Origin of the sequence: Mycobacterium sp. (assembly GCF_965277065.1) — a bacterium.
Lineage (GTDB): Bacteria > Actinomycetota > Actinomycetes > Mycobacteriales > Mycobacteriaceae > Mycobacterium.
This window is the reverse complement of the sequence record NZ_CBDIBT010000019.1, coordinates 709,761-730,406: the sequence shown is the minus strand read 5'-3', so window position 1 is coordinate 730,406 and position 20,646 is coordinate 709,761. Positions and strand designations below refer to the sequence as shown.

20 protein-coding genes and 2 pseudogenes are annotated in these 20,646 nt (G+C 66.5%); 20 read left to right on the top strand and 2 right to left on the bottom strand.

Annotation, left to right across the window (positions count from 1 at the left end):
- Positions 1–46 precede the first annotated feature (46 nt).
- The 4 genes and pseudogenes from glmS to ACQY5A_RS20665 all read left to right on the top strand — a co-directional run.
- Positions 47–1,915, top strand: a complete 1,869-nt coding sequence (glmS, locus tag ACQY5A_RS20680) for a glutamine--fructose-6-phosphate transaminase (isomerizing) (RefSeq protein WP_428342177.1) — start codon at positions 47–49, stop codon at positions 1,913–1,915.
- Between the two features lie 57 nt (positions 1,916–1,972).
- Positions 1,973–2,317, top strand: coding sequence for a type II toxin-antitoxin system Phd/YefM family antitoxin (locus ACQY5A_RS20675; protein ID WP_428342176.1), 345 nt, complete (start codon positions 1,973–1,975; stop codon positions 2,315–2,317).
- A gap of 5 nt (positions 2,318–2,322) precedes the next feature.
- Entirely contained in the window at positions 2,323–2,718 is a 396-nt protein-coding gene (locus ACQY5A_RS20670; RefSeq protein ID WP_428342175.1) for a type II toxin-antitoxin system VapC family toxin, read from the top strand.
- Between the two features lie 196 nt (positions 2,719–2,914).
- A pseudogene (locus ACQY5A_RS20665) lies at positions 2,915–2,959 on the top strand (hypothetical protein); the annotation flags it as partial.
- A 302-nt stretch (positions 2,960–3,261) separates the two neighbouring features.
- On the opposite strand, the gene ACQY5A_RS20660 reads toward ACQY5A_RS20665, so the two are convergent.
- Positions 3,262–5,193 (bottom strand): flavin-containing monooxygenase, encoded by a 1,932-nt coding sequence (locus ACQY5A_RS20660; RefSeq protein ID WP_428342174.1) that lies wholly within the window; start codon positions 5,191–5,193, stop codon positions 3,262–3,264.
- Positions 5,194–5,281: 88 nt separating this feature from the next.
- Between ACQY5A_RS20660 and ACQY5A_RS20655 the strand changes: the two are divergent.
- From ACQY5A_RS20655 to groL, 11 genes and pseudogenes are all read left to right on the top strand, one after another.
- Positions 5,282–5,725 (top strand): annotated as a pseudogene (locus ACQY5A_RS20655) (rhomboid-like protein); the annotation flags it as partial.
- A gap of 61 nt (positions 5,726–5,786) precedes the next feature.
- Positions 5,787–7,208, top strand: a complete 1,422-nt coding sequence (locus tag ACQY5A_RS20650; RefSeq protein ID WP_428342173.1) for an NAD(P)H-hydrate dehydratase — start codon at positions 5,787–5,789, stop codon at positions 7,206–7,208.
- A 23-nt stretch (positions 7,209–7,231) separates the two neighbouring features.
- Positions 7,232–8,611, top strand: a complete 1,380-nt coding sequence (locus tag ACQY5A_RS20645) for a glutamate decarboxylase (RefSeq protein WP_428342172.1) — start codon at positions 7,232–7,234, stop codon at positions 8,609–8,611.
- A gap of 103 nt (positions 8,612–8,714) precedes the next feature.
- Positions 8,715–9,875, top strand: coding sequence for an alanine racemase (alr, locus tag ACQY5A_RS20640; RefSeq protein WP_428342171.1), 1,161 nt, complete (start codon positions 8,715–8,717; stop codon positions 9,873–9,875).
- Positions 9,872–10,999, top strand: coding sequence for an alpha/beta fold hydrolase (locus ACQY5A_RS20635; RefSeq protein WP_428342170.1), 1,128 nt, complete (start codon positions 9,872–9,874; stop codon positions 10,997–10,999). The genes alr and ACQY5A_RS20635 overlap by 4 nt, the downstream gene beginning before the upstream one ends.
- Before the next feature lie 67 nt (positions 11,000–11,066).
- Entirely contained in the window at positions 11,067–11,513 is a 447-nt protein-coding gene (gene tsaE / locus ACQY5A_RS20630) for a tRNA (adenosine(37)-N6)-threonylcarbamoyltransferase complex ATPase subunit type 1 TsaE (protein WP_428343263.1), read from the top strand.
- Entirely contained in the window at positions 11,510–12,133 is a 624-nt protein-coding gene (gene tsaB / locus ACQY5A_RS20625; RefSeq protein WP_428342169.1) for a tRNA (adenosine(37)-N6)-threonylcarbamoyltransferase complex dimerization subunit type 1 TsaB, read from the top strand. The genes tsaE and tsaB overlap by 4 nt, the downstream gene beginning before the upstream one ends.
- A complete protein-coding gene (rimI, locus tag ACQY5A_RS20620; protein WP_428342168.1) occupies positions 12,130–12,582 on the top strand; it encodes a ribosomal protein S18-alanine N-acetyltransferase in 453 nt (150 codons plus the stop codon). The genes tsaB and rimI overlap by 4 nt, the downstream gene beginning before the upstream one ends.
- Positions 12,579–13,604 (top strand): tRNA (adenosine(37)-N6)-threonylcarbamoyltransferase complex transferase subunit TsaD, encoded by a 1,026-nt coding sequence (gene tsaD / locus ACQY5A_RS20615; protein ID WP_428342167.1) that lies wholly within the window; start codon positions 12,579–12,581, stop codon positions 13,602–13,604. Before rimI ends, tsaD begins: the two co-directional genes overlap by 4 nt.
- A 178-nt stretch (positions 13,605–13,782) precedes the next feature.
- Positions 13,783–14,085: a co-chaperone GroES gene (groES, locus tag ACQY5A_RS20610; RefSeq protein WP_163779981.1), complete on the top strand. Its 303-nt coding sequence runs from the start codon at positions 13,783–13,785 to the stop codon at positions 14,083–14,085.
- Positions 14,086–14,172: 87 nt separating this feature from the next.
- Entirely contained in the window at positions 14,173–15,789 is a 1,617-nt protein-coding gene (gene groL, locus ACQY5A_RS20605) for a chaperonin GroEL (protein WP_428342166.1), read from the top strand.
- Positions 15,790–15,874: 85 nt separating this feature from the next.
- Here groL and ACQY5A_RS20600 read toward each other — a convergent pair whose 3' ends face one another.
- On the bottom strand, positions 15,875–16,501 hold the full coding sequence (locus ACQY5A_RS20600; protein ID WP_428342165.1) for a class I SAM-dependent methyltransferase: 627 nt from the start codon (positions 16,499–16,501) through the stop codon (positions 15,875–15,877).
- Positions 16,502–16,548: 47 nt separating this feature from the next.
- Here ACQY5A_RS20600 and ACQY5A_RS20595 point away from each other — a divergent pair, with 47 nt between their 5' ends.
- From ACQY5A_RS20595 to ACQY5A_RS20575, 5 genes are all read left to right on the top strand, one after another.
- A complete protein-coding gene (locus ACQY5A_RS20595; RefSeq protein WP_428342164.1) occupies positions 16,549–17,118 on the top strand; it encodes a helix-turn-helix domain-containing protein in 570 nt (189 codons plus the stop codon).
- Between the two features lie 75 nt (positions 17,119–17,193).
- A complete protein-coding gene (locus ACQY5A_RS20590) occupies positions 17,194–17,451 on the top strand; it encodes a hypothetical protein (RefSeq protein WP_428342163.1) in 258 nt (85 codons plus the stop codon).
- Entirely contained in the window at positions 17,448–17,726 is a 279-nt protein-coding gene (locus ACQY5A_RS20585) for a type II toxin-antitoxin system RelE family toxin (RefSeq protein ID WP_428342162.1), read from the top strand. The genes ACQY5A_RS20590 and ACQY5A_RS20585 overlap by 4 nt, the downstream gene beginning before the upstream one ends.
- Positions 17,727–17,967: 241 nt before the next feature.
- Complete coding sequence (locus ACQY5A_RS20580) at positions 17,968–19,665, top strand: nitric oxide reductase activation protein NorD (protein WP_428342161.1); 1,698 nt, start codon at positions 17,968–17,970, stop codon at positions 19,663–19,665.
- A 91-nt stretch (positions 19,666–19,756) separates the two neighbouring features.
- Positions 19,757–20,608 carry a CbbQ/NirQ/NorQ/GpvN family protein gene (locus ACQY5A_RS20575; protein WP_428342160.1) on the top strand — a complete coding sequence of 284 codons (852 nt, stop codon included), beginning with the start codon at positions 19,757–19,759 and terminating at the stop codon, positions 20,606–20,608.
- The last annotated feature ends 38 nt before the right edge of the window (positions 20,609–20,646 follow it).

Sequence of the window (20,646 nt, the reverse complement as noted above, 5' to 3'; positions counted from 1 at the left end):
GTTGGAAGAGGTCGGCAACCGTCCGACTGCACTACCCTGAAGGGCTATGTGCGGAATCGTCGGCTATGTCGGGCACCAGCCTGCCCTCGATGTCGTCGTCGACGCGTTGCGCCGGATGGAGTACCGGGGTTACGACTCGGCCGGTATCGCGCTGGTCGACGGGGAGGGCGACCTGACGGTCCGGCGCCGGGCCGGCGGGTTGGCAAACCTGGAGAGCGCGCTCGCCGAGGCCGACCCCGCGGCCCTTCGCGGCACGACCGGTGTGGGCCACACCCGCTGGGCGACGCACGGACGCCCCACCGACCGCAACGCCCACCCGCACCGCGACGCGGCGGGCAAGATCGCCGTCGTCCACAACGGCATCATCGAGAACTACGCGCCGCTGCGCCACGAACTCGAAAACGCCGGCGTCGAGTTCGCCAGTGACACTGACACCGAAGTCGCCGTCCACCTGGTCGCCAGCAACTACCACCACGGCGAGACCGCGGGCGATTTCACCGCCTCCGTGCTTGCCGTGTTGCGCCGCCTCGAGGGGCACTTCACGCTGGTGTTCGCCAACGCCGACGAGCCCGGCACGATCATCGCGGCACGCCGCTCCACACCGTTGGTGGTCGGCATCGGCAGGGGCGAGATGTTCGTCGGCTCCGATGTCGCCGCATTCATCGGGCACACCCGCGAGGCGGTCGAGCTCGGACAGGATCAAGTCGTAGCGATCACCGCCGACAGCTTCCGGGTCACCGACTTCCATGGCAACGACGTGACCGACAGCGCCCGGCAGTTCCACATCGACTGGGACGTCGACGCCGCCGAAAAGGCTGGCTACGAATACTTCATGCTCAAAGAGATCGCCGAGCAGCCCACCGCGGTTGCCGACACCCTGCTGGGGCATTTCGTCGACGGCCGCATCGTGCTCGACGAGCAGCGGCTCTCTGACCAGGAACTGCGCGAGATCGACAAGGTGTTCATCGTCGCGTGCGGTACCGCGTATCACTCGGGGCTGCTGGCCAAGTACGCCATCGAGCACTGGACCCGGCTGCCCGTCGAAGTCGAGCTGGCCAGCGAATTCCGTTACCGCGACCCGGTTCTGGACCGCAGCACGCTGGTGATCGCCATCTCGCAGTCGGGGGAGACCGCCGACACCTTGGAAGCCGTCCGTCACGCCAAGGAGCAGAAGGCCAAGGTGCTGGCCATCTGCAACACCAACGGCTCGCAGATTCCCCGCGAATGCGACGCGGTGCTCTACACCCGGGCCGGCCCGGAGATCGGCGTGGCGTCCACCAAGACGTTCCTGGCGCAGGTCACCGCCAATTACCTGGTCGGCCTGGCGCTGGCGCAGGCTCGCGGCACCAAGTACCCCGACGAGGTGGAACGCGAATACCGCGATCTAGAGGCCATGCCCGATCTGGTGGCGCGCGTGATCGCCGACATCGGGCCGGTCACCGAGTTGGCCCGCCGATTCGCCCAGGCATCAACGATCCTGTTCCTCGGCCGCCATGTCGGCTACCCGGTCGCACTGGAAGGTGCGCTGAAGCTCAAGGAACTGGCCTACATGCATGCCGAGGGCTTCGCCGCCGGCGAGCTCAAGCACGGCCCGATCGCGCTGATCGAAGACAACCTGCCGGTGATCGTCGTGATGCCGTCACCGAAGAGTTCGGCGATGTTGCACGGCAAGCTGCTGTCCAACATCCGCGAAATCCAGACGCGTGGCGCGATCACGATCGTGATCGCCGAGGAGGGCGACGACACGGTACGTCCCTACGCAGACCACCTGTTCGAGATTCCAGCAGTGTCAACGCTTTTGCAGCCACTGCTGTCGACCATCCCGATGCAGGTGTTCGCCGCGTCGGTGGCTCAGGCCCGCGGCTACGACGTCGACAAGCCGCGCAACCTGGCCAAGTCGGTCACCGTCGAGTAGCTCGGGTGACCGAGCTATGCTGTTGTGGGTACGTGTAGGCACAACTCGGCGGGGTGCATGATGACGACGGTTTCGGTGCGCGCGTTCTCATACAACCCCAGCGCCATGTTCGCCCGGGCTGAGAAAGGCGAGACGATTGAAATCACCCGCCACGGCGAGGTCATCGCCACGCTGGTTCCCGGAAAGCAGAAAGAGCGGAGCCGGATCGAGGAGCTGGAGGCCTCGGGCGCGCTTAGGCGGTCCGGCAAGACGGCAAGCGACCTTGACACCTTTACCCGATTCGACGTAGACACCGACGTCGACCCTCTGCAGTTGCTCTTTGAAGATCGCTATGGCGAACGGGAATGGGAACGCGAGCTCAAGGAAGAGGCGGCGCGGCGCGGCAAGGGAGCCGGGGAATAGGCGTAGTGCTCTACCTGGATGCGTCAGCGATCATCACCTACGTGCTTAAACGTTCAAACGTTGCGTCCCTATGCGCGTATCTCCGGGACCATGAAGACGCTGCGATGGCGACGAGCACTGTCGGGCTGATCGAGACGGTCCGCACCTGCGATCGTGTTGGCAGCTTCCCAAATTTGATGGCCCAACTACTGGGTGACTACGGCGAGCTTGCCGTAACGGACGACATCCGAGACCGGGCCGCCAATTTACCGGGCGGACTCAAGACACTCGATGCGATCCATGTGGCGACCGCCGAGACACTAGGCCCGGACCTGATCACCTTCATCACGTACGACCGCCGGATGGCGAATGTGGCGCAATCGCGCGGGTTGCCGGTCGCATCGCCCGGTGTGACGCGCTGACGGTGCGCCTGCAGCGCGAGTGCAGCGATTCGTCGATCGGATCGGCGCGGTCAAGAAACGCTGACTAACGAGCCGTGAGGGCGCGAGCGCTCCGCTGCGCACTGTCGAGGAGCTGATCGCGAATGACGAGTATTTCGCTGTCGAGTTCAAGTCCACAGCGCGCTGGGACGTAAAAGAGAACCGCAAGAACAAGGCGATGGAAGATGCCGTCGTCAAAACCGTTGCAGGCTGTTCTAACGCCGACGGCGGGACTCTGCTGATCGGAATCGACAACGCAGGAGTGGTGCTCGGCCTCGACCCCGACTACGCGTGTGTAAAGCCGTCAAATGGCGACGGATTCGTCAACTGGCTGACAACTCACCTAATTCACGCTCTCGGCCAGAGTACGAGATCTGTCGTGTCGACGTGGCCCGCTCCGACGAGGGGGTCTGGTCGAAGACCAGCAAGGGCGAGTACCTATTCTTCGTTCGGGTCAACAACTCGACCCGAGCATGGCCGCAGGGCGAGGTCGATGCATACCTCGCGCAGTGGCATTCCGCTTGATCATGTGCTGCTTCGAATTGTGAACTTCGACCAGTCAGGATCGCGGGTCACCGCCCAGTATTCGTTGAGCCGCCACGGGCTGACCGTGTGGATCTCGCCGTCGGCGTTTTTGAAATACGAGTGCTTGACCAACGGGTGCGCCCACACCATCTGCTTGATCTCGTGCTGGGTGCGTTGGTGCCAGTCCGCCGCCGCCTCGGCGGTGGGTTCGATCGAATGCACGCCTGCCTCAGCCAGTTTCGCCAGGCAGCTGTTGACGTAGCGCATCTGCAGTTCGGAGTTGAAGATCAGGCTGCCGCCGTGGGCCAGGTGTGCGCCCGGCCCGTAGAGGACGAAGAAGTTGGGAAACTGCGGCACCGTGATGCCTAGGTAAGCGAATGGCTTGATGCCCCAGACGCTGTGCAGGTCGGCGCCGTCGCGGCCGGTGATCGCCATCGGCCACAACACATCGGTGTGCCGAAAACCGGTGGCGTACACGATGATGTCGACGTCGTGGTGTTGACCGTCGTCGGTCACGACGGCATCTGCGGTGATCTGCTGGATCGGGGTGCGCACCAGGTCGACGTTGTCGCGGCGCAGCGTGCGCAACCAGGTGCCGTCGTCCTGCAACGTTCGCTTGCCGGTGGCTGGGTAGTCCGGTAGCACCTTGGCGAGCAACTCCTGGTCGCCGTCGACCTGGCCGGTGATCCACTCGGTGAACATCAGCCGTGCAATGGCATTGATCTCGCTGACCGCGTAGTCCTGGTTCGCATACGACGGGTCGACCCGCGCAGCGTCGAGGCCCTTGTCCGATCCCGGCCACAGCACCAGGAATCGATACCAGCGCCCGTAGAACGGCAGATGATCCATCGCCCAACGCACCCCGTCGCCGACCTTGTCGTGGTACATCGCGTTGGGGAACATCCACTGCGCGGTGCGCTGAAAAACGGTGAGATGCTCGACGTCGTCGGCGACGGCCGGCGCGATCTGGAAACCGCTGGCGCCGGCGCCGATCAGCGCAACGCGCTTGCCGGTGAGATCGACCGAGCGGTCCCACGCCGCCGAATGAAATGCTTGCCCGCGAAAAGAGTTCGCGCCGGGGAACTCTGGTACATGTGGGCGGTTGAGCTGACCGACCGCGGTGATGACGGCGCGCGCCTGCAGGGTGATGAGGCCTTCGTCGTCTTCGCGCGTGGTGATCGTCCACAGACCGTCTTCGTCGTCCCATTCGACCGCGACGACCTCGCTCTGCCAGCGCACGTGGTCGTTCAGGTGATGCTTGTCCATCACGTGACTGAAGTAGCTCTGCAGCTCCGCCTGTTCGGCGAAGAAATGCGACCAGTCGTTGCTGGGTTCGAAGCTGTAGCAGTAGAAGTGGTTGGCGACATCGACTCGCGCGCCCGGGTAGTCGTTCTCCCACCATGTTCCGCCAGGGCCGTCGTTCTTCTCCAGGATGGTGAACGGAATGTTGGCCTGCCGCAACCGAATACCGGCCAGAATTCCCGACTCACCGCACCCGATGACGACCACCGGCACCTGGGCGGCGTGATCGGAATCCAGCGGGGCGGGCCGGCGTGGATCGACACCCTCGAGGTCCATTTCCTCGAAGAGCAGCGGCAGGTAGTCGTCGGGAACGCTCTCGCAGACCGCCCAGTCCATCATTTCCCTGATGAGCTCCGGTGGCAGCGCAGCGGGCTCGGGGCAGCCGCGGTCGCGGTGGTCGGCGATGACCGATAGTGCTTCCGCCCGGGCGCGGGCCTTGTCTTCCTCGGACATGAAGCCTTGGACTTCGTTGAGGAAGATCCCGGCGGGCTTGAAGTCACGCACGAAGCGGGGGTCGCCGGTGATGTGCACCAGTGACAAGAGCAGCGTGGGAATGCTGACTTGCTCGAGCGCGGCGGCAATGTCGGTGGTGGAGGTGGTGAAAGGTTGGCCCGCGTAACGGCTGCGCACCAAGGAGATCCTTTCGCTACGCGGGGTTTCGTAATTGGGGTTCAACGATACGCGCGGCGCCGCACCGGATCAAGGGTCGGCGACGGTCCCGCTCGGGGTGCTCTTCGAAAGCCTGCTCTGGATCGACGGCCGCGCCTGGACGCCGTATCTGGTGCTGTTACGGTGTTCCCAGGCCGGCCGAGTGTTGGCTGGGTCAAAAGCGTTGGCTCACAGTCGGGTTGACCGCCCGTGTCGGCGCCACCTACCTCAGCGTGGGTTGGCTGTACCTGGCGATCGAGTTGCACTACGCGTCGCCGCGCCTGGTCCACACCACCGACATCAGAGTCTGCTATTTTCTCGTCGGGGTGATCGCGGTTCTCGCCTATCGCATCGCCACGCCGTGGCGGTGGGGCTACCTCGCCGTGCTGATCGTCATCTCTGGCGGTTGCCGATCGCCGCCGCGAACTTCACTGCGATCGACCATTTTTCGGCCATCTTCATCGGTTTGATGTTCTACCCGACGGCCCGGCGACGGTCGGCTATTGCGGCCTAGCGCTCACGCCGCTGAACCCAATCGGCTGTACCCGCGCTGCTCGGCACGTAATCTGGGCACAATGCGGTACTACTACTCGGCTGACGCGATCCGCGAGGCCGAAGCGCCGCTGTTGGCGAGCCTCCCTGATGGCGGTCTGATGGCCCGCGCGGCCTACGGATTGGCGACCGCGATCCTTGCCGAATTGATCGCTCGCACCGGAGGAGTCGCCGGACGGCGGGTGTGTGCGGTCGTCGGATCCGGCGACAACGGCGGCGACGCGTTGTGGGCCGCGACCTACCTGCGCCGCCGCGGCGTGGCCGCCGACGCGATCCTGCTCAAGCCGGAGCGCACCCACCAAAAAGGCCTGGCCGCGTTCCGCAAAGCCGGCGGCCACGTCCTCGACAGCGTCGGCGCGACCACCGATCTGGTGATCGACGGGGTCGTCGGCATCTCCGGCTCGGGCCCCCTGCGGCCGGACGCGGCCGACGTGTTTGCAGCCGTCGACGATGCCCGTATTCCGGTGGTGGCCGTCGACATACCCAGCGGCATCGACGGCGCGACCGGCGCGATCAGCGGCCCGGCCGTGCACGCCGCGCTGACCGTCACGTTCGGCGGCCTCAAGCCGGCCCACGCGCTGGGCGACTGCGGGCGAGTGCAACTGATCGACATCGGCCTCGACCTGCCCGACACCAACGTCGTCGGCTTCGACGCGGCCGACGTGGCGGACCGCTGGCCGGTACCGGGGCCGCACGACGACAAGTACACCCAGGGCGTCACCGGTGTGATGGCCGGCTCGTCGACCTACCCGGGCGCCGCGGTGTTGTGCACCGGCGCTGCCGTCGCGGCGACGTCGGGGATGGTCCGCTACTCCGGCAGTGCGCACGGCGAGGTGCTCACTCATTGGCCCGAGGTGGTCGCGTCGCCCACCCCGGCCGCTGCCGGGCGGGTGCAGGCCTGGGTCGTCGGACCGGGGCTGGGCACCGACGTAACCGGAGCTGCCGCACTGTGGTTCGCGATGGAGGCCGACCTGCCGGTGCTGGTCGACGCCGACGGGCTGACGATCCTGGCCGCCCACCCCGACATGCTGGCCTCCCGGCGCGCGCCGACCGTGCTGACCCCGCACGCCGGTGAGTTCGCCCGGCTGGCCGGCGCCCCGCCCGGCGACGACCGCATCGGCGCCACCCGCAAACTCGCCGACGCGCTGGGCGCGACCGTGCTGTTGAAGGGCAACGTCACCGTCGTCGCCGATCCGGGCGGCCCGGTCTACCTCAACCCGGCCGGACAGTCCTGGGCAGCCACCGCCGGGTCCGGGGATGTGCTGTCCGGGATGATCGGCGCGCTGCTGGCCGCGGGCCTGCCTCCCGTCCAGGCCGCGGCGGCCGCCGCGTTCGTGCATGCCCGCGCGGCGGCGTTGTCCGCTGCCGACCCGGGGCCCGGTGATGCGCCGACCTCGGCGTCACGCATCCTCGGCCACATCCGTACCGCCGTAGCAAGCCTGTAGCCGTCAACCGAAAGGATCTTCTCGTGAGCCGTCCATCCGTGCCCGCCCATGTGATCGCGCCCGCCTACACCGGGCGCATGTTCACCACCCCGGTCCCGGCGTTGCGATTGCCCGAGGAGTCGATGGACCCCGACGCCGCCTACCGCTTCATTCATGACGAGCTGATGCTCGACGGCAGCTCGCGGCTGAACCTGGCGACGTTCGTGACCACCTGGATGGATCCTCAGGCGGACCGGCTGATGGCCGAGACGTTCGACAAGAACATGATCGACAAGGACGAATACCCGTTGACCGCAGCGATCGAGCAACGCTGCGTCTGCATGGTGGCCGACCTGTTCCACGCCGACGGTCTGCGCGATGACGACCCGTCCAGCGCCATCGGGGTGTCGACGATCGGTTCCAGCGAAGCGGTGATGTTGGGCGGGCTGGCCCTGAAATGGCGCTGGCGCGCGAAGGTCGGCAAAGATTGGCCGAAGCGCACCCCCAACCTGGTGATGGGCTCCAACGTCCAGGTGGTGTGGGAGAAGTTCTGCCGCTACTTCGACGTCGAACCGCGCTACCTGCCAATGGAGGAGGGGCGTTACGTCATCACTCCCGAACAGGTCATCGACGCCGTCGACGAGAACACCATCGGGGTGGTCGGGATCCTGGGCACCACCTACACCGGCGAACTCGAGCCGATCGCCGAGATCTGCGCGGCCCTCGACAAGCTGGCCACGGACGGCGGGGTGGACGTCCCGGTGCACGTCGACGCCGCCAGCGGCGGCTTCGTGGTGCCGTTCCTGCACCCCGAAGTCAAATGGGACTTCCGGCTGCCCCGGGTGGTGTCGATCAACGTCAGCGGGCACAAATACGGGCTGACCTACCCTGGCATCGGGTTCGTGGTGTGGCGCAGCAAGGAGTACCTGCCCGAGGAACTGGTCTTCCACGTCAACTACCTCGGTGGCGACATGCCGACCTTTACCTTGAACTTCTCCCGCGCCGGAAATCAGGTGATCGGTCAGTACTACAACTTCCTGCGACTGGGCCGCGAGGGCTACACCCAGGTCATGCAGGCTCTGTCGTCGACCGCACGCTGGCTGGGACAACAGTTGCACGAGGCCGACCACTGTGAGGTGATCTCGGACGGTTCGGCGATCCCCGTCGTCGCCTTCCGGCTGGCCCGCGGCCTGGGCTACACCGAGTTCGACGTGTCCCACGAGCTGCGGGGCTTCGGTTGGCAGGTGCCGGCCTACACCATGCCGGACAACGCCACCGACATCTCGGTGCTGCGGATCGTGGTCCGCGAAGGACTCTCCGCCGACCTGGCCCGCGCGCTGCACGACGACGCTCGTACGGCACTGGCCTCCCTGGACAAGATCAAGCCGGGCGGGCACTACCGGGCCGAGCACTTCGCCCACTGACGCTCTTGGGGCCGAGCGTCGACTCGTTGGGCCAGTCCCGCCGGAAACCCGCAACAAGTCGACGCTCGCGGGCGCTTTGCGACCTTCTGGGACAATGGCGACCGTGGCCGTAACGCCGATTTCCCTGACGCCGGGCGTCCTCGCTGAGGCCGTCGTGGATCTGGGTGCCATCCAGCACAACGTGCGGGTGCTGCGCGAGCACGCCGGACGCGCGCAGGTGATGGCTGTCGTCAAGGCCGACGGCTACGGCCACGGTGCTGTCGAGGTTGCCAAGGCTGCGCTGGCCGCGGGTGCTGCCGAGTTGGGTGTGGCCACCGTGGACGAGGCGCTGACGCTACGGGCCGCGGGCCTCAACGCGCCCTTGTTGGCGTGGCTGCATCCGCCCGGGATCGACTTCGGTCCGGCGCTGCTGGCCGACGTGCAGATCGCGGTGTCGTCGCTGCGACAGCTCGACGAGTTGCTGGACGCGGTCCGGCGCACCGGGCGTACGGCTGCGGTGACGCTGAAGGTGGACACCGGCCTGAACCGCAACGGCGTCCCGCTCGCGCAGTATCCGACGATGCTGACGGCGCTGGGCCGCGCGATCGCCGAGGACGCCATCCGGGTGCGTGGCCTGATGTCGCACATGGTGTACGCCGACCAGCCCAACAATCCGATCAATGATCTTCAAGCGCAACGGTTTACCGACATCTTGGCGCTGACCCGCGATCACAACGTGCCGTTCGAGGTGGCGCACCTGTCGAACTCGTCGGCCACCATGACGCGCCCGGAACTGGCCTTCGACATGGTCCGGCCCGGGATCGCGCTCTACGGCCTCAGCCCGGTGCCCACTCTCGGTGACATGGGCCTGATGCCGGCAATGACGGTGAAATGCACTGTTGCGCTGGTGAAGTCGATCCAGGCCGGTGAGGGTGTGTCGTATGGGCACACCTGGATCGCCGAGCAGGACACCACGGTGGCCCTGATGCCGATCGGCTACGCGGACGGTGTCTTCCGGTCGCTGGGTGGCCGCCTGGAAGTTCAGATCAACGGTCGGCGACGCCCCGGTGTGGGCCGGGTCTGCATGGACCAGTTCCTGGTCGACCTCGGCCCCGGAGCAGTCGATGTCGCCGACGGCGACGAGGCGATCCTGTTCGGGCCGGGCACTGGGGGCGAGTCGACTGCCCAGGAGTGGGCCGACCTGCTGGACACCATCCACTACGAGGTGGTGACCAGTCCGCGCGGACGCATCATCCGAACCTATCGCGAGGCTGAGAAGCATTGAGCGACGACCATTTTGACGTCTTTCATGTCGGCAGGCGGGGGCGTGGACGATGGCTGGCCGGTGCCGCCGGAGTCGGTGCGCTAGGCACCATCGCCGGGGCGACCGTGGCCCGCTCAATGCTCAACCGACGCGCTGTCGTCGACGACCCGTTCAAGTACGAAGATTTCGAGACGCTCGATGGCGATCGCAGCTATCTGGTGACCATGCCCGACGGCGTCCATCTCGCGGTCCGCGAAGTCGGGCCCACCGACGCGGCGTTGACCGTCGTGTTCGCCCACGGTTTCTGTCTTCGGATGGGCTCCTTCCACTTTCAGCGGATGCGGCTGTCCGAGGAGTGGGGTTCCGAGGTCCGGATGATCTTCTACGACCAGCGTGGCCACGGCCGGTCCGGCGAAGCGCCTCCGGAGACCTATACGCTCACCCAGCTGGGCAAGGACCTGGAGACCGTGCTGCAGGTGATCGCGCCGCGCGGGTCGATCGTGTTGGTCGGCCATTCGATGGGCGGGATGACGGTGCTCGCGCACGCCCGGCAGTTCCCGCAGCACTACGGCGGCCGGATCAGCGGGGCGGCATTGATCTCGTCGGCGGCCGAAGGCGTCGCCGAGTCGCCGCTGGGCGAAATTTTGAACAACCCTGCGCTGGAAGCTGTTCTGCGGGCGGTGCGGTCGGCGCCTAAGCTGGTGCAACGGGGCCGCACCGCCGCGCGTTCGCTGATCGGGCCGATTCTGCGGGCCGCGTCGTACTCCGATATGCGCGTCAGCCCCACCATCGTGGCGTTCTCCGAGAAGATGATGCTCGACACCCCGGTGCCGACCATGGTGGAGTTTTTGCACGCCCTGCAGGTGCACGACGAGACGGCGGCCCTGCCGACGCTGGCCAAGATTCCGACGCTGATCGTCTGCGGCGACCGCGATCTGGTCACACCGGCGAAGTACTCGAGGAAGATGGCGGAGGTGTTGCCGGAATCCGAGTTGGTGATCGTTGCTCGCGCAGGACATTTGGTCCTGCTGGACAAGCCGGATTCGGTCAACGACGGGTTGGTGCGGCTGGTCAAGCACGCGAGTCCGGGAAGATTCGCAATCTTGAGCCAGCGTCTGCGCGATCGGGTGCTGCGCCGTGACTGACGGCAGCTTCAACGTCGGTGGCGACCCGCCGCGCCCGGCTTCGCCGCGCTCGCGATCGCCACAAGGCATCGCGACGCTGCCGAATGTCGAAGACACGGTCGCGCTGGGCTCGCAGCTGGGCGGCCAATTGCGGGCCGGTGACGTCGTCGTGCTGTCCGGCCCGCTTGGTGCCGGAAAAACAGTGCTGGCCAAGGGAATTGCCGCGGCGATGGACGTGGACGGGCCGGTGACCTCGCCAACGTTTGTGTTGGCGCGCGTGCATCCGGCACGGCGGAGCGGCGGCCCGGCGCTGATCCATGTCGACGTCTACCGCCTACTCGACCACACCGGCGCCGACCTACTCGACGAGCTGGAGAGTCTGGACCTCGACACTGAACTCGACGATGCCGTCGTCGTGGTGGAGTGGGGCGAAGGCCTCGCCGAGCGGTTGTCGGACCGCCATCTCGACGTCCGGCTCGAGCGAATCAGTAACTCCGACACCCGGACTGCAACGTGGCGATGGAACTGCCCATGAAGCTGGTGTTGGCCATCGACACGTCGACCCCCGCGGTGACCGCCGGAGTGGTCGCCGATGGAGGGCTGCTGGCCGAGCAGGTCAGCATCGACGCCCGTGCACATGCCGAGCGGATCACCCCGAATGTGTTGGTCGCGTTGGCCGATGCCGGTCGGTCGATGGCCGAGCTGGAAGCGGTGGTGGTCGGCTGCGGCCCAGGCCCGTTCACCGGGCTGCGGGTCGGGATGGCGACCGCGTCGGCTTACGGTCACGCGCTGGGCATTCCGGTACACGGGGTCTGCAGCCTCGATGCCATCGGTGGGCAGACCAGCGGCGAGGTCCTGGTCGTCACCGACGCCCGTCGCCGCGAGATCTACTGGGCCCGCTACCGCGACGGCGTGCGGATCGAGGGGCCGGCGGTCAGCGCACCGGCCGACGTCGACCCCGGGCGGGCGCGGTCGGTCGCCGGCTCGCCGGACCACGCGGCGCTGTTCGGGCTGCCATGCGTGGAACCGCTGTATCCCAATTCGGTGGGCCTCGTTGCCGCGGTGGCCGATTGGTCGCAGCCGCCGGCCGCGCTGGTGCCGTTGTACCTGCGGCGACCGGATGCCAAGACGCTGGCCGAGCGGGCCGCCCAATGACCCTGACCATCGACGGGCTGACCGAATCCGACGCCGCCCGCTGCGCCGAACTGGAAGCTCTGCTGTTTCCCGGCGACGACCCATGGCCCACCATCGCCTTCATCCGCGAGCTTGCCGCCGGCCACAACCACTACGTGGCGGCCCGCGAGGGCGACACGCTGATCGGCTACGGCGGGATCTCGCGGTTGGGTCGCACGCCGCCGTTCGAATACGAAATCCACACCATCGGCGTCGACCCCGCATTTCAGGGCCGCGGCATCGGCCGGCGAATGCTCGACGAGTTGCTCAACATCGCCGGAGATTCCGTCGTGCATCTGGAGGTGCGCACCGACAACGCGACAGCGATCGCGTTGTACCGCAGCGTGGGTTTCGCCGAGGTGGGCCTGCGCAAACGGTATTACCGGATCAGCGGAGCCGACGCGTATACGATGCGGCGGGAGGCCCCGTGACCACGATCTTGGCAATCGAAACATCCTGTGACGAAACAGGTGTCGGTATTGCACGGCTCAACGATGACGGAACCGTGACGCTGTTGGCCGACGAGGTGGCCTCCAGCGTCGACGAGCACATCCGGTACGGCGGCGTGGTGCCCGAGGTCGCTTCGCGGGCACACCTGGAGGCGCTCGGGCCGGCGATGCGCCGCTCTCTGGCCAGCGCCGGCCTGCAGAAGCCCGACGTCGTCGCGGCCACCATCGGGCCCGGCCTGGCCGGCGCGCTGTTGGTGGGAGTGTCTGCGGCCAAAGCCTATTCGGCGGCATGGGACGTACCGTTCTATGCGGTCAACCATTTGGGCGGCCACCTGGCGGCCGACGTCTACGAGCACGGCCGGCTACCCGAAAGCGTGGCGCTGCTGGTGTCCGGAGGCCACACCCACCTGCTGCACGTGCGCTCGCTCGGACAGCCGATCGTCGAACTGGGCAGCACCGTCGACGACGCCGCGGGTGAGGCCTACGACAAGGTGGCCCGGTTGCTGGGCCTGGGCTACCCGGGCGGCAAGCTGCTCGACGACCTGGCGCGGACCGGCGACCGGCAGGCGATCGTCTTCCCCCGCGGCATGACCGGCCCGCGCGACGAGCCGTACTCCTTCAGCTTCTCCGGCCTCAAGACCGCGGTCGCGCGCTACGTCGAAAGCCACCCGGACGCTTCGACCGCCGATGTCGCCGCCGGATTCCAGGAGTCGGTGGCCGATGTCCTGACCATGAAAGCGGTCCGCGCGGCCACCGAGTTGGGGGTGTCCACGCTGCTGGTTGCGGGCGGTGTGGCGGCCAATTCGCGGCTGCGGGAGCTGGCCGGGCAGCGCTGCGAGGCGGCCGGCCTGGCGTTGCGCATCCCGCGGTTGCGGCTGTGCACCGACAACGGGGCAATGATCGCCGCCTTCGTCGCGCACCTGGTGGCTGCCGGTGCGTCGCCGTCCCCGCTGGATGTGGCCAGTGACCCCGGCCTGCCGGTGGTCACAGGCCAAGTCGCTTAAAGCACGGCCCACCCTTGAGTGCTAGCACTCGCATGTATAGAGTGCTAGGTGGCAATCGACCAAGCCCGGCGTCGGCTCCCGCGACGACGACGCTCAGGCGCGGACGAAAGCCGAACACCTAGGTAAATCGGGGCAGCCGCTCCGGACCTGCTACCAACTAAAGTGGAGGGCTCCAATCGTGGCGAGCGTGAACATCAAGCCACTCGAGGACAAGATCCTCGTACAGGCCAACGAGGCCGAGACCACGACCGCATCCGGTCTGGTCATTCCCGACACCGCTAAGGAAAAGCCCCAAGAGGGCAAAGTCGTCGCCGTCGGCCCCGGCCGGTGGGATGAGGACGGCTCGAAGCGGATTCCCCTGGACGTGTCCGAAGGCGACACCGTCATCTACAGCAAGTACGGCGGCACCGAGATCAAGTACGGCGGCGAGGAGTACCTGATCCTCTCGGCCCGTGACGTGCTGGCTGTCGTCAACAAGTAAGCACTCGTGTTCCGCCCCGGAGCTTCCCGTTTCGACGGGTGAGTTCCGGGGCGGCACTCGTTTGAGTCGTAAGAGGCAGGAATATACGTGAGCAAGCAGATTGAGTTCAACGAGACCGCTCGCCGGGCAATGGAAGCCGGCGTGGACAAGCTCGCCGGCGCCGTCCGCGTGACGCTAGGCCCGCGTGGCCGGAATGTGGTGCTGGCCAAGGCCTTTGGCGGGCCGTCCATCACCAACGACGGCGTCACCGTCGCCCGTGAGATCGACCTGGAAGACCCCTTCGAGAACCTGGGCGCCCAGCTGGTCAAGTCGGTGGCCACCAAGACCAACGACATCGCCGGCGACGGCACCACCACCGCAACCGTCCTGGCGCAGGCCATCATCAAGCACGGTTTGCGTAATGTGGCGGCCGGCGCCAACCCGATCGCATTGGGGCAGGGCATCAGCAAGGCCGCGGACACGGTGTCGGCGGCGCTGCTGGCATCAGCCACCCCGGTATCCGGCCAGACCGGCATCGCGCAGGTCGCCACCGTGTCCTCGCGTGACGAGGAGATCGGTGCGCTGGTCGGCGAGGCGATGTCGAAGGTCGGTCACGACGGCGTGGTCAGCGTCGAGGAGTCCTCGACCCTGAACACCGAGCTGGAATTCACCGAGGGCGTCGGCTTCGACAAGGGCTTCCTGTCGGCTTACTTCGTCACCGACTTCGACGCCCAGCAGGCTGTGTTGGAAGACGTCCTGATTCTGTTGCACCGCGACAAGATCAGCTCGCTGCCAGACCTCCTGCCGCTGCTGGAGAAGGTCGCCGAGGCCGGTAAGCCGCTGCTGGTGATCGCCGAAGACGTCGAAGGCGAGCCGCTGTCGACGCTGGTGGTCAACGCGATCCGCAAGACGTTGAAGGCCGTCGCGGTCAAGGCGCCGTTCTTCGGCGACCGCCGCAAGGCATTCCTCGAGGACCTCGCCATCGTCACCGGCGGCCAGGTGGTCAACCCCGACGTTGGGCTCTCGTTGCGCGAGGTCGGCCTCGACGTGCTCGGTTCGGCTCGTCGCGTGGTGGTCAGCAAGGACGACACCGTGATCGTCGAGGGTGGCGGCGGCGCCGATGCCATCGACGGCCGGGCCCAGCAGCTGCGTGCCGAGATCGAGTCGACCGACTCTGACTGGGATCGCGAAAAGCTGCAGGAACGGTTGGCCAAGTTGTCCGGTGGCGTTGCGGTGATCAAAGTCGGTGCCGCGACCGAGACGGCGCTCAAGAAGCGTAAAGAAAGTGTCGAGGACGCGGTCGCCGCGGCCAAAGCCGCGGTGGAAGAAGGCATCGTCGCCGGCGGCGGGTCCGCACTGGTGCACGCCCGTAAGGCGCTCACCGAGTTGCAGGCATCCCTGTCGGGGGACGAGGCCGGCGGCGTCGAGGTGTTCTCCCGGGCGCTGAGCGCTCCGCTGTTCTGGATCGCGACCAATGCCGGTCTCGACGGAGCGGTCGCGGTCAGCAGGGTCAGCGAGCTGGCGGCCGGCCATGGGCTGAACGCGGCGACGCTGGAATACGGCGACCTGGGCGCCGACGGTGTCATCGACCCGGTCAAGGTCACCCGGTCGGCGGTGCTCAACGCGGCATCGGTGGCACGCATGGTGCTGAGCACCGAAACGGCCATCGTAGACAAGCCGGCCAACGAGGACGAGCACGGTCATCACCACGGCCACGCTCACTAACAGCGGGTAGGGAAGGGGCACGCAGCACATTGGCGTGCCCCTTCATCCATTACGGCGCATGATCTTTCGGTCGCCGGGCCGTTAGTCAACACCGCCGCAAGACCATCACGTTGTCAGTGAGGACCGCCTGCTGCCCCTCCGGTCCGACCGCGTCGCGCTCGACCGCGCCGACCCTGATCCGATCCCATTGAGACTCATCGAGATTCAACGACGACACCACTTCGTCCGCGGTCGGGAACTCATGGCGACGGTGATCCAGCTTCGACGCCCACGGCGGTGCAGCGCCATGATCCACCACTAACAGCGTGCCGCTCGCGGCGACGGCCTCGGCCGCCCGTCGCAACAGCCGCGTGCGATCCAGCGGGACTGCCGAATGCAAAAACTGCGCCGACACCAGGTCGAACGCGCCAGCCGGAAAACTCTCCGTCAGGTCGTGGCGCTGAAAGTCGATGCGATCGGCCAGATTGCGGGCCGCTGCATCGGCCGACGCCCGGCCCAGGGCGGTCTCCGAGACGTCCACCCCCGTCACGCGCCAGCCGTGCTCGGCGAGCCACATCGCGTCGGCGCCCTCACCGCACCCGAGGTCGAGCGCACGCCCCGGCATCATCGGCTCCACCAGCTCGGCCAGCATGACGTTCACCCGGCCACTCCACACCCGATCGCGTTCGCCGTAGTGCTCTTCCCAGCTTTGTTGTGCCTCAGACATTGCCATGACGTCACCTTGCCCGCGGCGAACGCATCGTGGCAAGGTTTCTTGCCATGGAGGCAAAAGACAGCGTCGATGTGCTGGTACGGCGTCGGCTGCGCGAGCTTCGCGTGCAACGCGGGCTGACGCTCGAGGACGTCGCGCAAGCAGCGCGGATCGATGTCTCCACGCTGAGCCGTCTGGAGTCGGGGAAACGCCGACTCGCGCTGGATCATCTGCCGCGACTGGCCGCGGCGCTGTCTGTCAGCACCGACGAGTTGGTCCGCGAACCAACGGCCGAAGACCCGCGCGTGCGCGGGAGCTCGCAGACCCGCCACGGCATCACGTACTGGCCACTCACTCGGCAGGGCCCCGCCGGCGGGCTGCATGCGTTCAAGATCCGGGTCAGTTCCCGCCGTCGCAAGCTGCCCGCCGAGCTACCGGTGCATGAAGGTCAGGAATGGATCTATGTGCTGTCAGGCCGGTTGCGACTGGTCCTCGGTAAGCGCGATTTCACCATCAATCCCGGTGAAGCCGTGGAGTTCTCGACATGGACGCCGCACTGGTTCGGCGTCGTCGACGGTCCGGTGGAGGCGATCATGATGTTCGGTCCACACGGCGAACGGCTACATCTGCACAGCTGATTCCGAGGAAGGCTACTGCGCGTCGCCAAATGCGGCGTTATGCACCATCTTGGTGTCATTTGCTACCATAATGGTATGGCAATGACATTGCGTCTTCCAGCTGAGTTGGACGCCGAACTGCGCGTGGCCGCCGAAGAAGATCACCGCAGTATGCATCAGGCGGTCGTGCACGCCGTCGAGATTTATCTTGCCCAGCGCGAGACCGCAGAGATCAAGGCCGAGCCCGAGGCGCTGCGGGCCCTCGCCGAGGCGAGAGAGGCGGTGCGTTCAGGCGATGTCGTGTACGGCACCGATGCGGCGCGGGCGCTGTTGAAGCGCCACCACGCATCGTGACGGAGGCCTACCAACTTGGAACAGCACCTCCAGCGCGCAGGGCCATCGCGGATCGACTGCCCCGCGACGTCGCCACCGCAGCAGTCGAGTTCATCACCGGCCCTTTGCTCGCCAACCCGTACCGCGTAGGCGAACCGCTGGGCGAGGAACTCGAAGGCATCCGCAGCGCACGCCTGGCGCGCCACTGGCGAGTGCTGTACGAGATCGACGATGTCCAACACACGGTCATCGTCCTCGACATCCGCCACCGGGCCAGTGCATATCGACTCCACTGAGGCCACGCGCCAACAAGTTTCGCAGCTAGCGCACCGAAAAATCTGGACAACGCCGATCGCCACCGAAGAAGTCGACGACACCGGCAAGCCGGCACCAACTGCCTCCTACGATTCGGGAACCAAATATCTGGTCACAACATCGATCGCCGCTGTCATCCACCCAGATTCTTGTTGACGCCGATCAAGCCGGGCCGCTACCCTGGAACAGATATTTGGTCAGAGTAGATGGCGGAGGTAGCGGGTGGCGGACGGCACTGATGCCGACCGGTTGCAGCATTTCGGCATGTTTGCCACCGCCTTCGCCGGACGACTCGTGACAGTCGATGGAGGGCCGCCCGGCGATTCGCCGTGGACGGATGGCCAGACCGTCTTCATCGACACCTCGGCGCCCTTCCGGGTGAACCTGGAGGCCATCGCCGTACAAGCGTCGATGATCGCCGCGGGCAGCCTCGACCCTGAGTTTATCTGTCCACTGGCCCGCCGTTCGCGTTGGGCCAAGCGATATTTGACGATCGAAGGGCATCGCGCACTGGCCGCCAATGCTGACGTGTTGCCCCGGGTGCTGGCATCGCTCGGTGACGCGGACATCGCCCGTCGCAGCAACTCGCCGGCGGAATCGCTGAGCCTGGCGTCCGGAAAACAAGCGGTCGACGACCCGCCGCCGGAATTCGGCGTCATCCGCGCCACCAAGGTGCTGGCGGTAAGCGCACGTGCGGCGAAACAAACCGAGCAGGAGACGCCCGCGCATATTCCGCGCGGCACCCAGCGTCAGGAATTGGACGAGCTCGACGACGGCGAGGTCGACGACACCGACGCCCCGGACCTGTTCACCAGCCCGGTGGGCGGCGGCGGATCCATCGGCAAATGGCTGAAGAAGATGCTGTCGTCGGCACGGAAGACCGAAAGCGGAGGAGGACCGCCCGGTGCGGACAACCCGACGCATCGCACCAATTCCGGGAAGCGCGGCGCCTATGCGGTGTCGTCGCTGGCGACCGCGGCGAGCGAGGATGTCATCGACCACGCAGCCGATCTGAGCGCCCGCGGTGTGACGTATCCCGAGTGGGATGTCAACCGCAGGAGCTACCGGGCTGATTGGTGCACCGTAGTCGAAATCGATTCGGCGGCAAAGGCATCGGCGAGTCCGACGATCGACGGGGCCATCGGTCTGCGACGCCCGTTGGCCCGGCTCGGAATGGGCTTGCACCGCCGGCACCGACAGACACAAGGCGACGACATCGACATCGACGCCGTGGTCGAAGCGCGTGTCGACGCGATCGCCGGATCGGTGCCCGACGAGGCGGTGTATCTCGATAGCCTGCGCCGGCGACGCGACTTGTCGGTGCTATTGCTGCTGGACATCTCGGGTTCGACGGCAGAGGCCGGCACGATGGGGCGGACTGTGCACCAGCAGCAGCGCACCGTGGTCGCCAACCTGATGGTCGCTCTGCACGACCTGGGTGATCGGGTGGCGCTGTATGCGTACTTCTCGCAGGGCCGTTCCGCGGTGAGCATGGTGCCGGTCAAGAGATTCGACGATCACCTCGACAGCATTGTGCTCAGACAATTGAACAGTTTGGAGCCCGGCGCCTACTCTCGGCTCGGCGCGGCGATCCGGCACGGCTCGGCGGTGTTGGAGGCGCGGGGCGGAACGTCGCGCCGACTCCTGGTGGTGCTGTCCGACGGACTGGCCTACGACCACGGTTACGAGCGCGCCTATGGCGCGGCGGATTCACGCCGCGCACTCACCGAGGCGCGCCGCCGCGGTACCGGCTGCGTCTGCCTGACGGTAGGGGCAGGGACCGACGTCGCTTCGCTGCGCCGGGTATTCGGAAGTACTGCACACGCCGGCATTGCCCGCCCAGACGAACTCACGAGAGTCGTTGGGCCGCTTTTCCGTTCGGCGATTCGCTCATCCGAGGTGAAGCGGCGCGTGTCATGACGACCGGTCGCTCCGTCAGCGTTGTTGAAACTAACATCTGTTCCGTTTACGCTCCATGGACCGCAACGCAGCGGCTGGCGGAAGGGTAGTAATGGCCAACGAGCCCGCGCTCGCGCACCCGAACGGGGCATCGCCGACTGCCGGCAAGATGCGGCCCTTCTATACGGCAATCGGCAACGAAGAAACCGTCTTCAAGGCTGCCTACCACCAAGGGTTGTCGATCCTGCTGAAGGGCCCGACCGGCTGCGGCAAAACCCGCTTCGTCGAGGCGATGGCCCATGACCTGGGCCGACCGCTGATCACCGTGGCCTGCCACGACGACCTGACCACTGCCGACCTGGTCGGCCGGTATCTGCTGCGTGGCGGCGAGACGGAGTGGGTCGACGGCCCGCTGACTTGTGCCGTGCGCGAGGGCGCGATCTGTTACCTCGACGAGGTGGTGGAGGCCCGTCAGGACACCACAGTCGTACTGCATCCACTCGCGGACTACCGGCGCCAGCTACCGATCGAGCGACTCGGTGTCACGCTGGACGCGGCGCCGGGATTCGGCCTCGTTGTCTCCTACAACCCCGGCTACCAGAGCGTGCTCAAGGACCTCAAGGACTCCACCCGGCAGCGGATGATCGCCATCGAATTCGGTTTTCCGGCAAGCGAAGTCGAAGAGGGCATCGTTGCGCATGAGTCCGGTGTGGACGCCGCGACGGCGGCCGAGCTGGTCCGGTTCGGCCAGGCCATCCGCCGTCTCGAATCCGGGGGACTGCGCGAGGTGGCATCGACCCGGGTGCTCATCGCGGCCGGCCGGCTGGTTGCCGAGGGCCTCTCGATGTACGCGGCGGCCGAAGCGGCCATCGCCGGCCCTCTCACCGACGACGTCGCGGTGACCCGCAGCCTCAAAGAAATGATCAACGTCTACCTGAGCGAGCCTGCCCGATCGGGTGATTGACGCGGATCAGCAGCGCCGCTAGGGTCTGAACAAATATT

Excerpts from the sequence above, each read along its gene's own strand:
- glmS (WP_428342177.1), top strand. The coding sequence starts at position 47 with ATGTGCGGAATCGTCGGCTATGTCGGGCACCAGCCTGCCCTCGATGTC.
- ACQY5A_RS20675 (WP_428342176.1), top strand. The coding sequence starts at position 1,973 with ATGATGACGACGGTTTCGGTGCGCGCGTTCTCATACAACCCCAGCGCC.
- ACQY5A_RS20650 (WP_428342173.1), top strand. The coding sequence starts at position 5,787 with ATGCGGTACTACTACTCGGCTGACGCGATCCGCGAGGCCGAAGCGCCG.
- tsaB (WP_428342169.1), top strand. The coding sequence starts at position 11,510 with ATGAAGCTGGTGTTGGCCATCGACACGTCGACCCCCGCGGTGACCGCC.
- rimI (WP_428342168.1), top strand. The coding sequence starts at position 12,130 with ATGACCCTGACCATCGACGGGCTGACCGAATCCGACGCCGCCCGCTGC.
- ACQY5A_RS20600 (WP_428342165.1), bottom strand. The coding sequence starts at position 16,501 with ATGGCAATGTCTGAGGCACAACAAAGCTGGGAAGAGCACTACGGCGAA.
- ACQY5A_RS20595 (WP_428342164.1), top strand. The coding sequence starts at position 16,549 with ATGGAGGCAAAAGACAGCGTCGATGTGCTGGTACGGCGTCGGCTGCGC.
- ACQY5A_RS20590 (WP_428342163.1), top strand. The coding sequence starts at position 17,194 with ATGGCAATGACATTGCGTCTTCCAGCTGAGTTGGACGCCGAACTGCGC.
- ACQY5A_RS20575 (WP_428342160.1), top strand. The coding sequence starts at position 19,757 with ATGGCCAACGAGCCCGCGCTCGCGCACCCGAACGGGGCATCGCCGACT.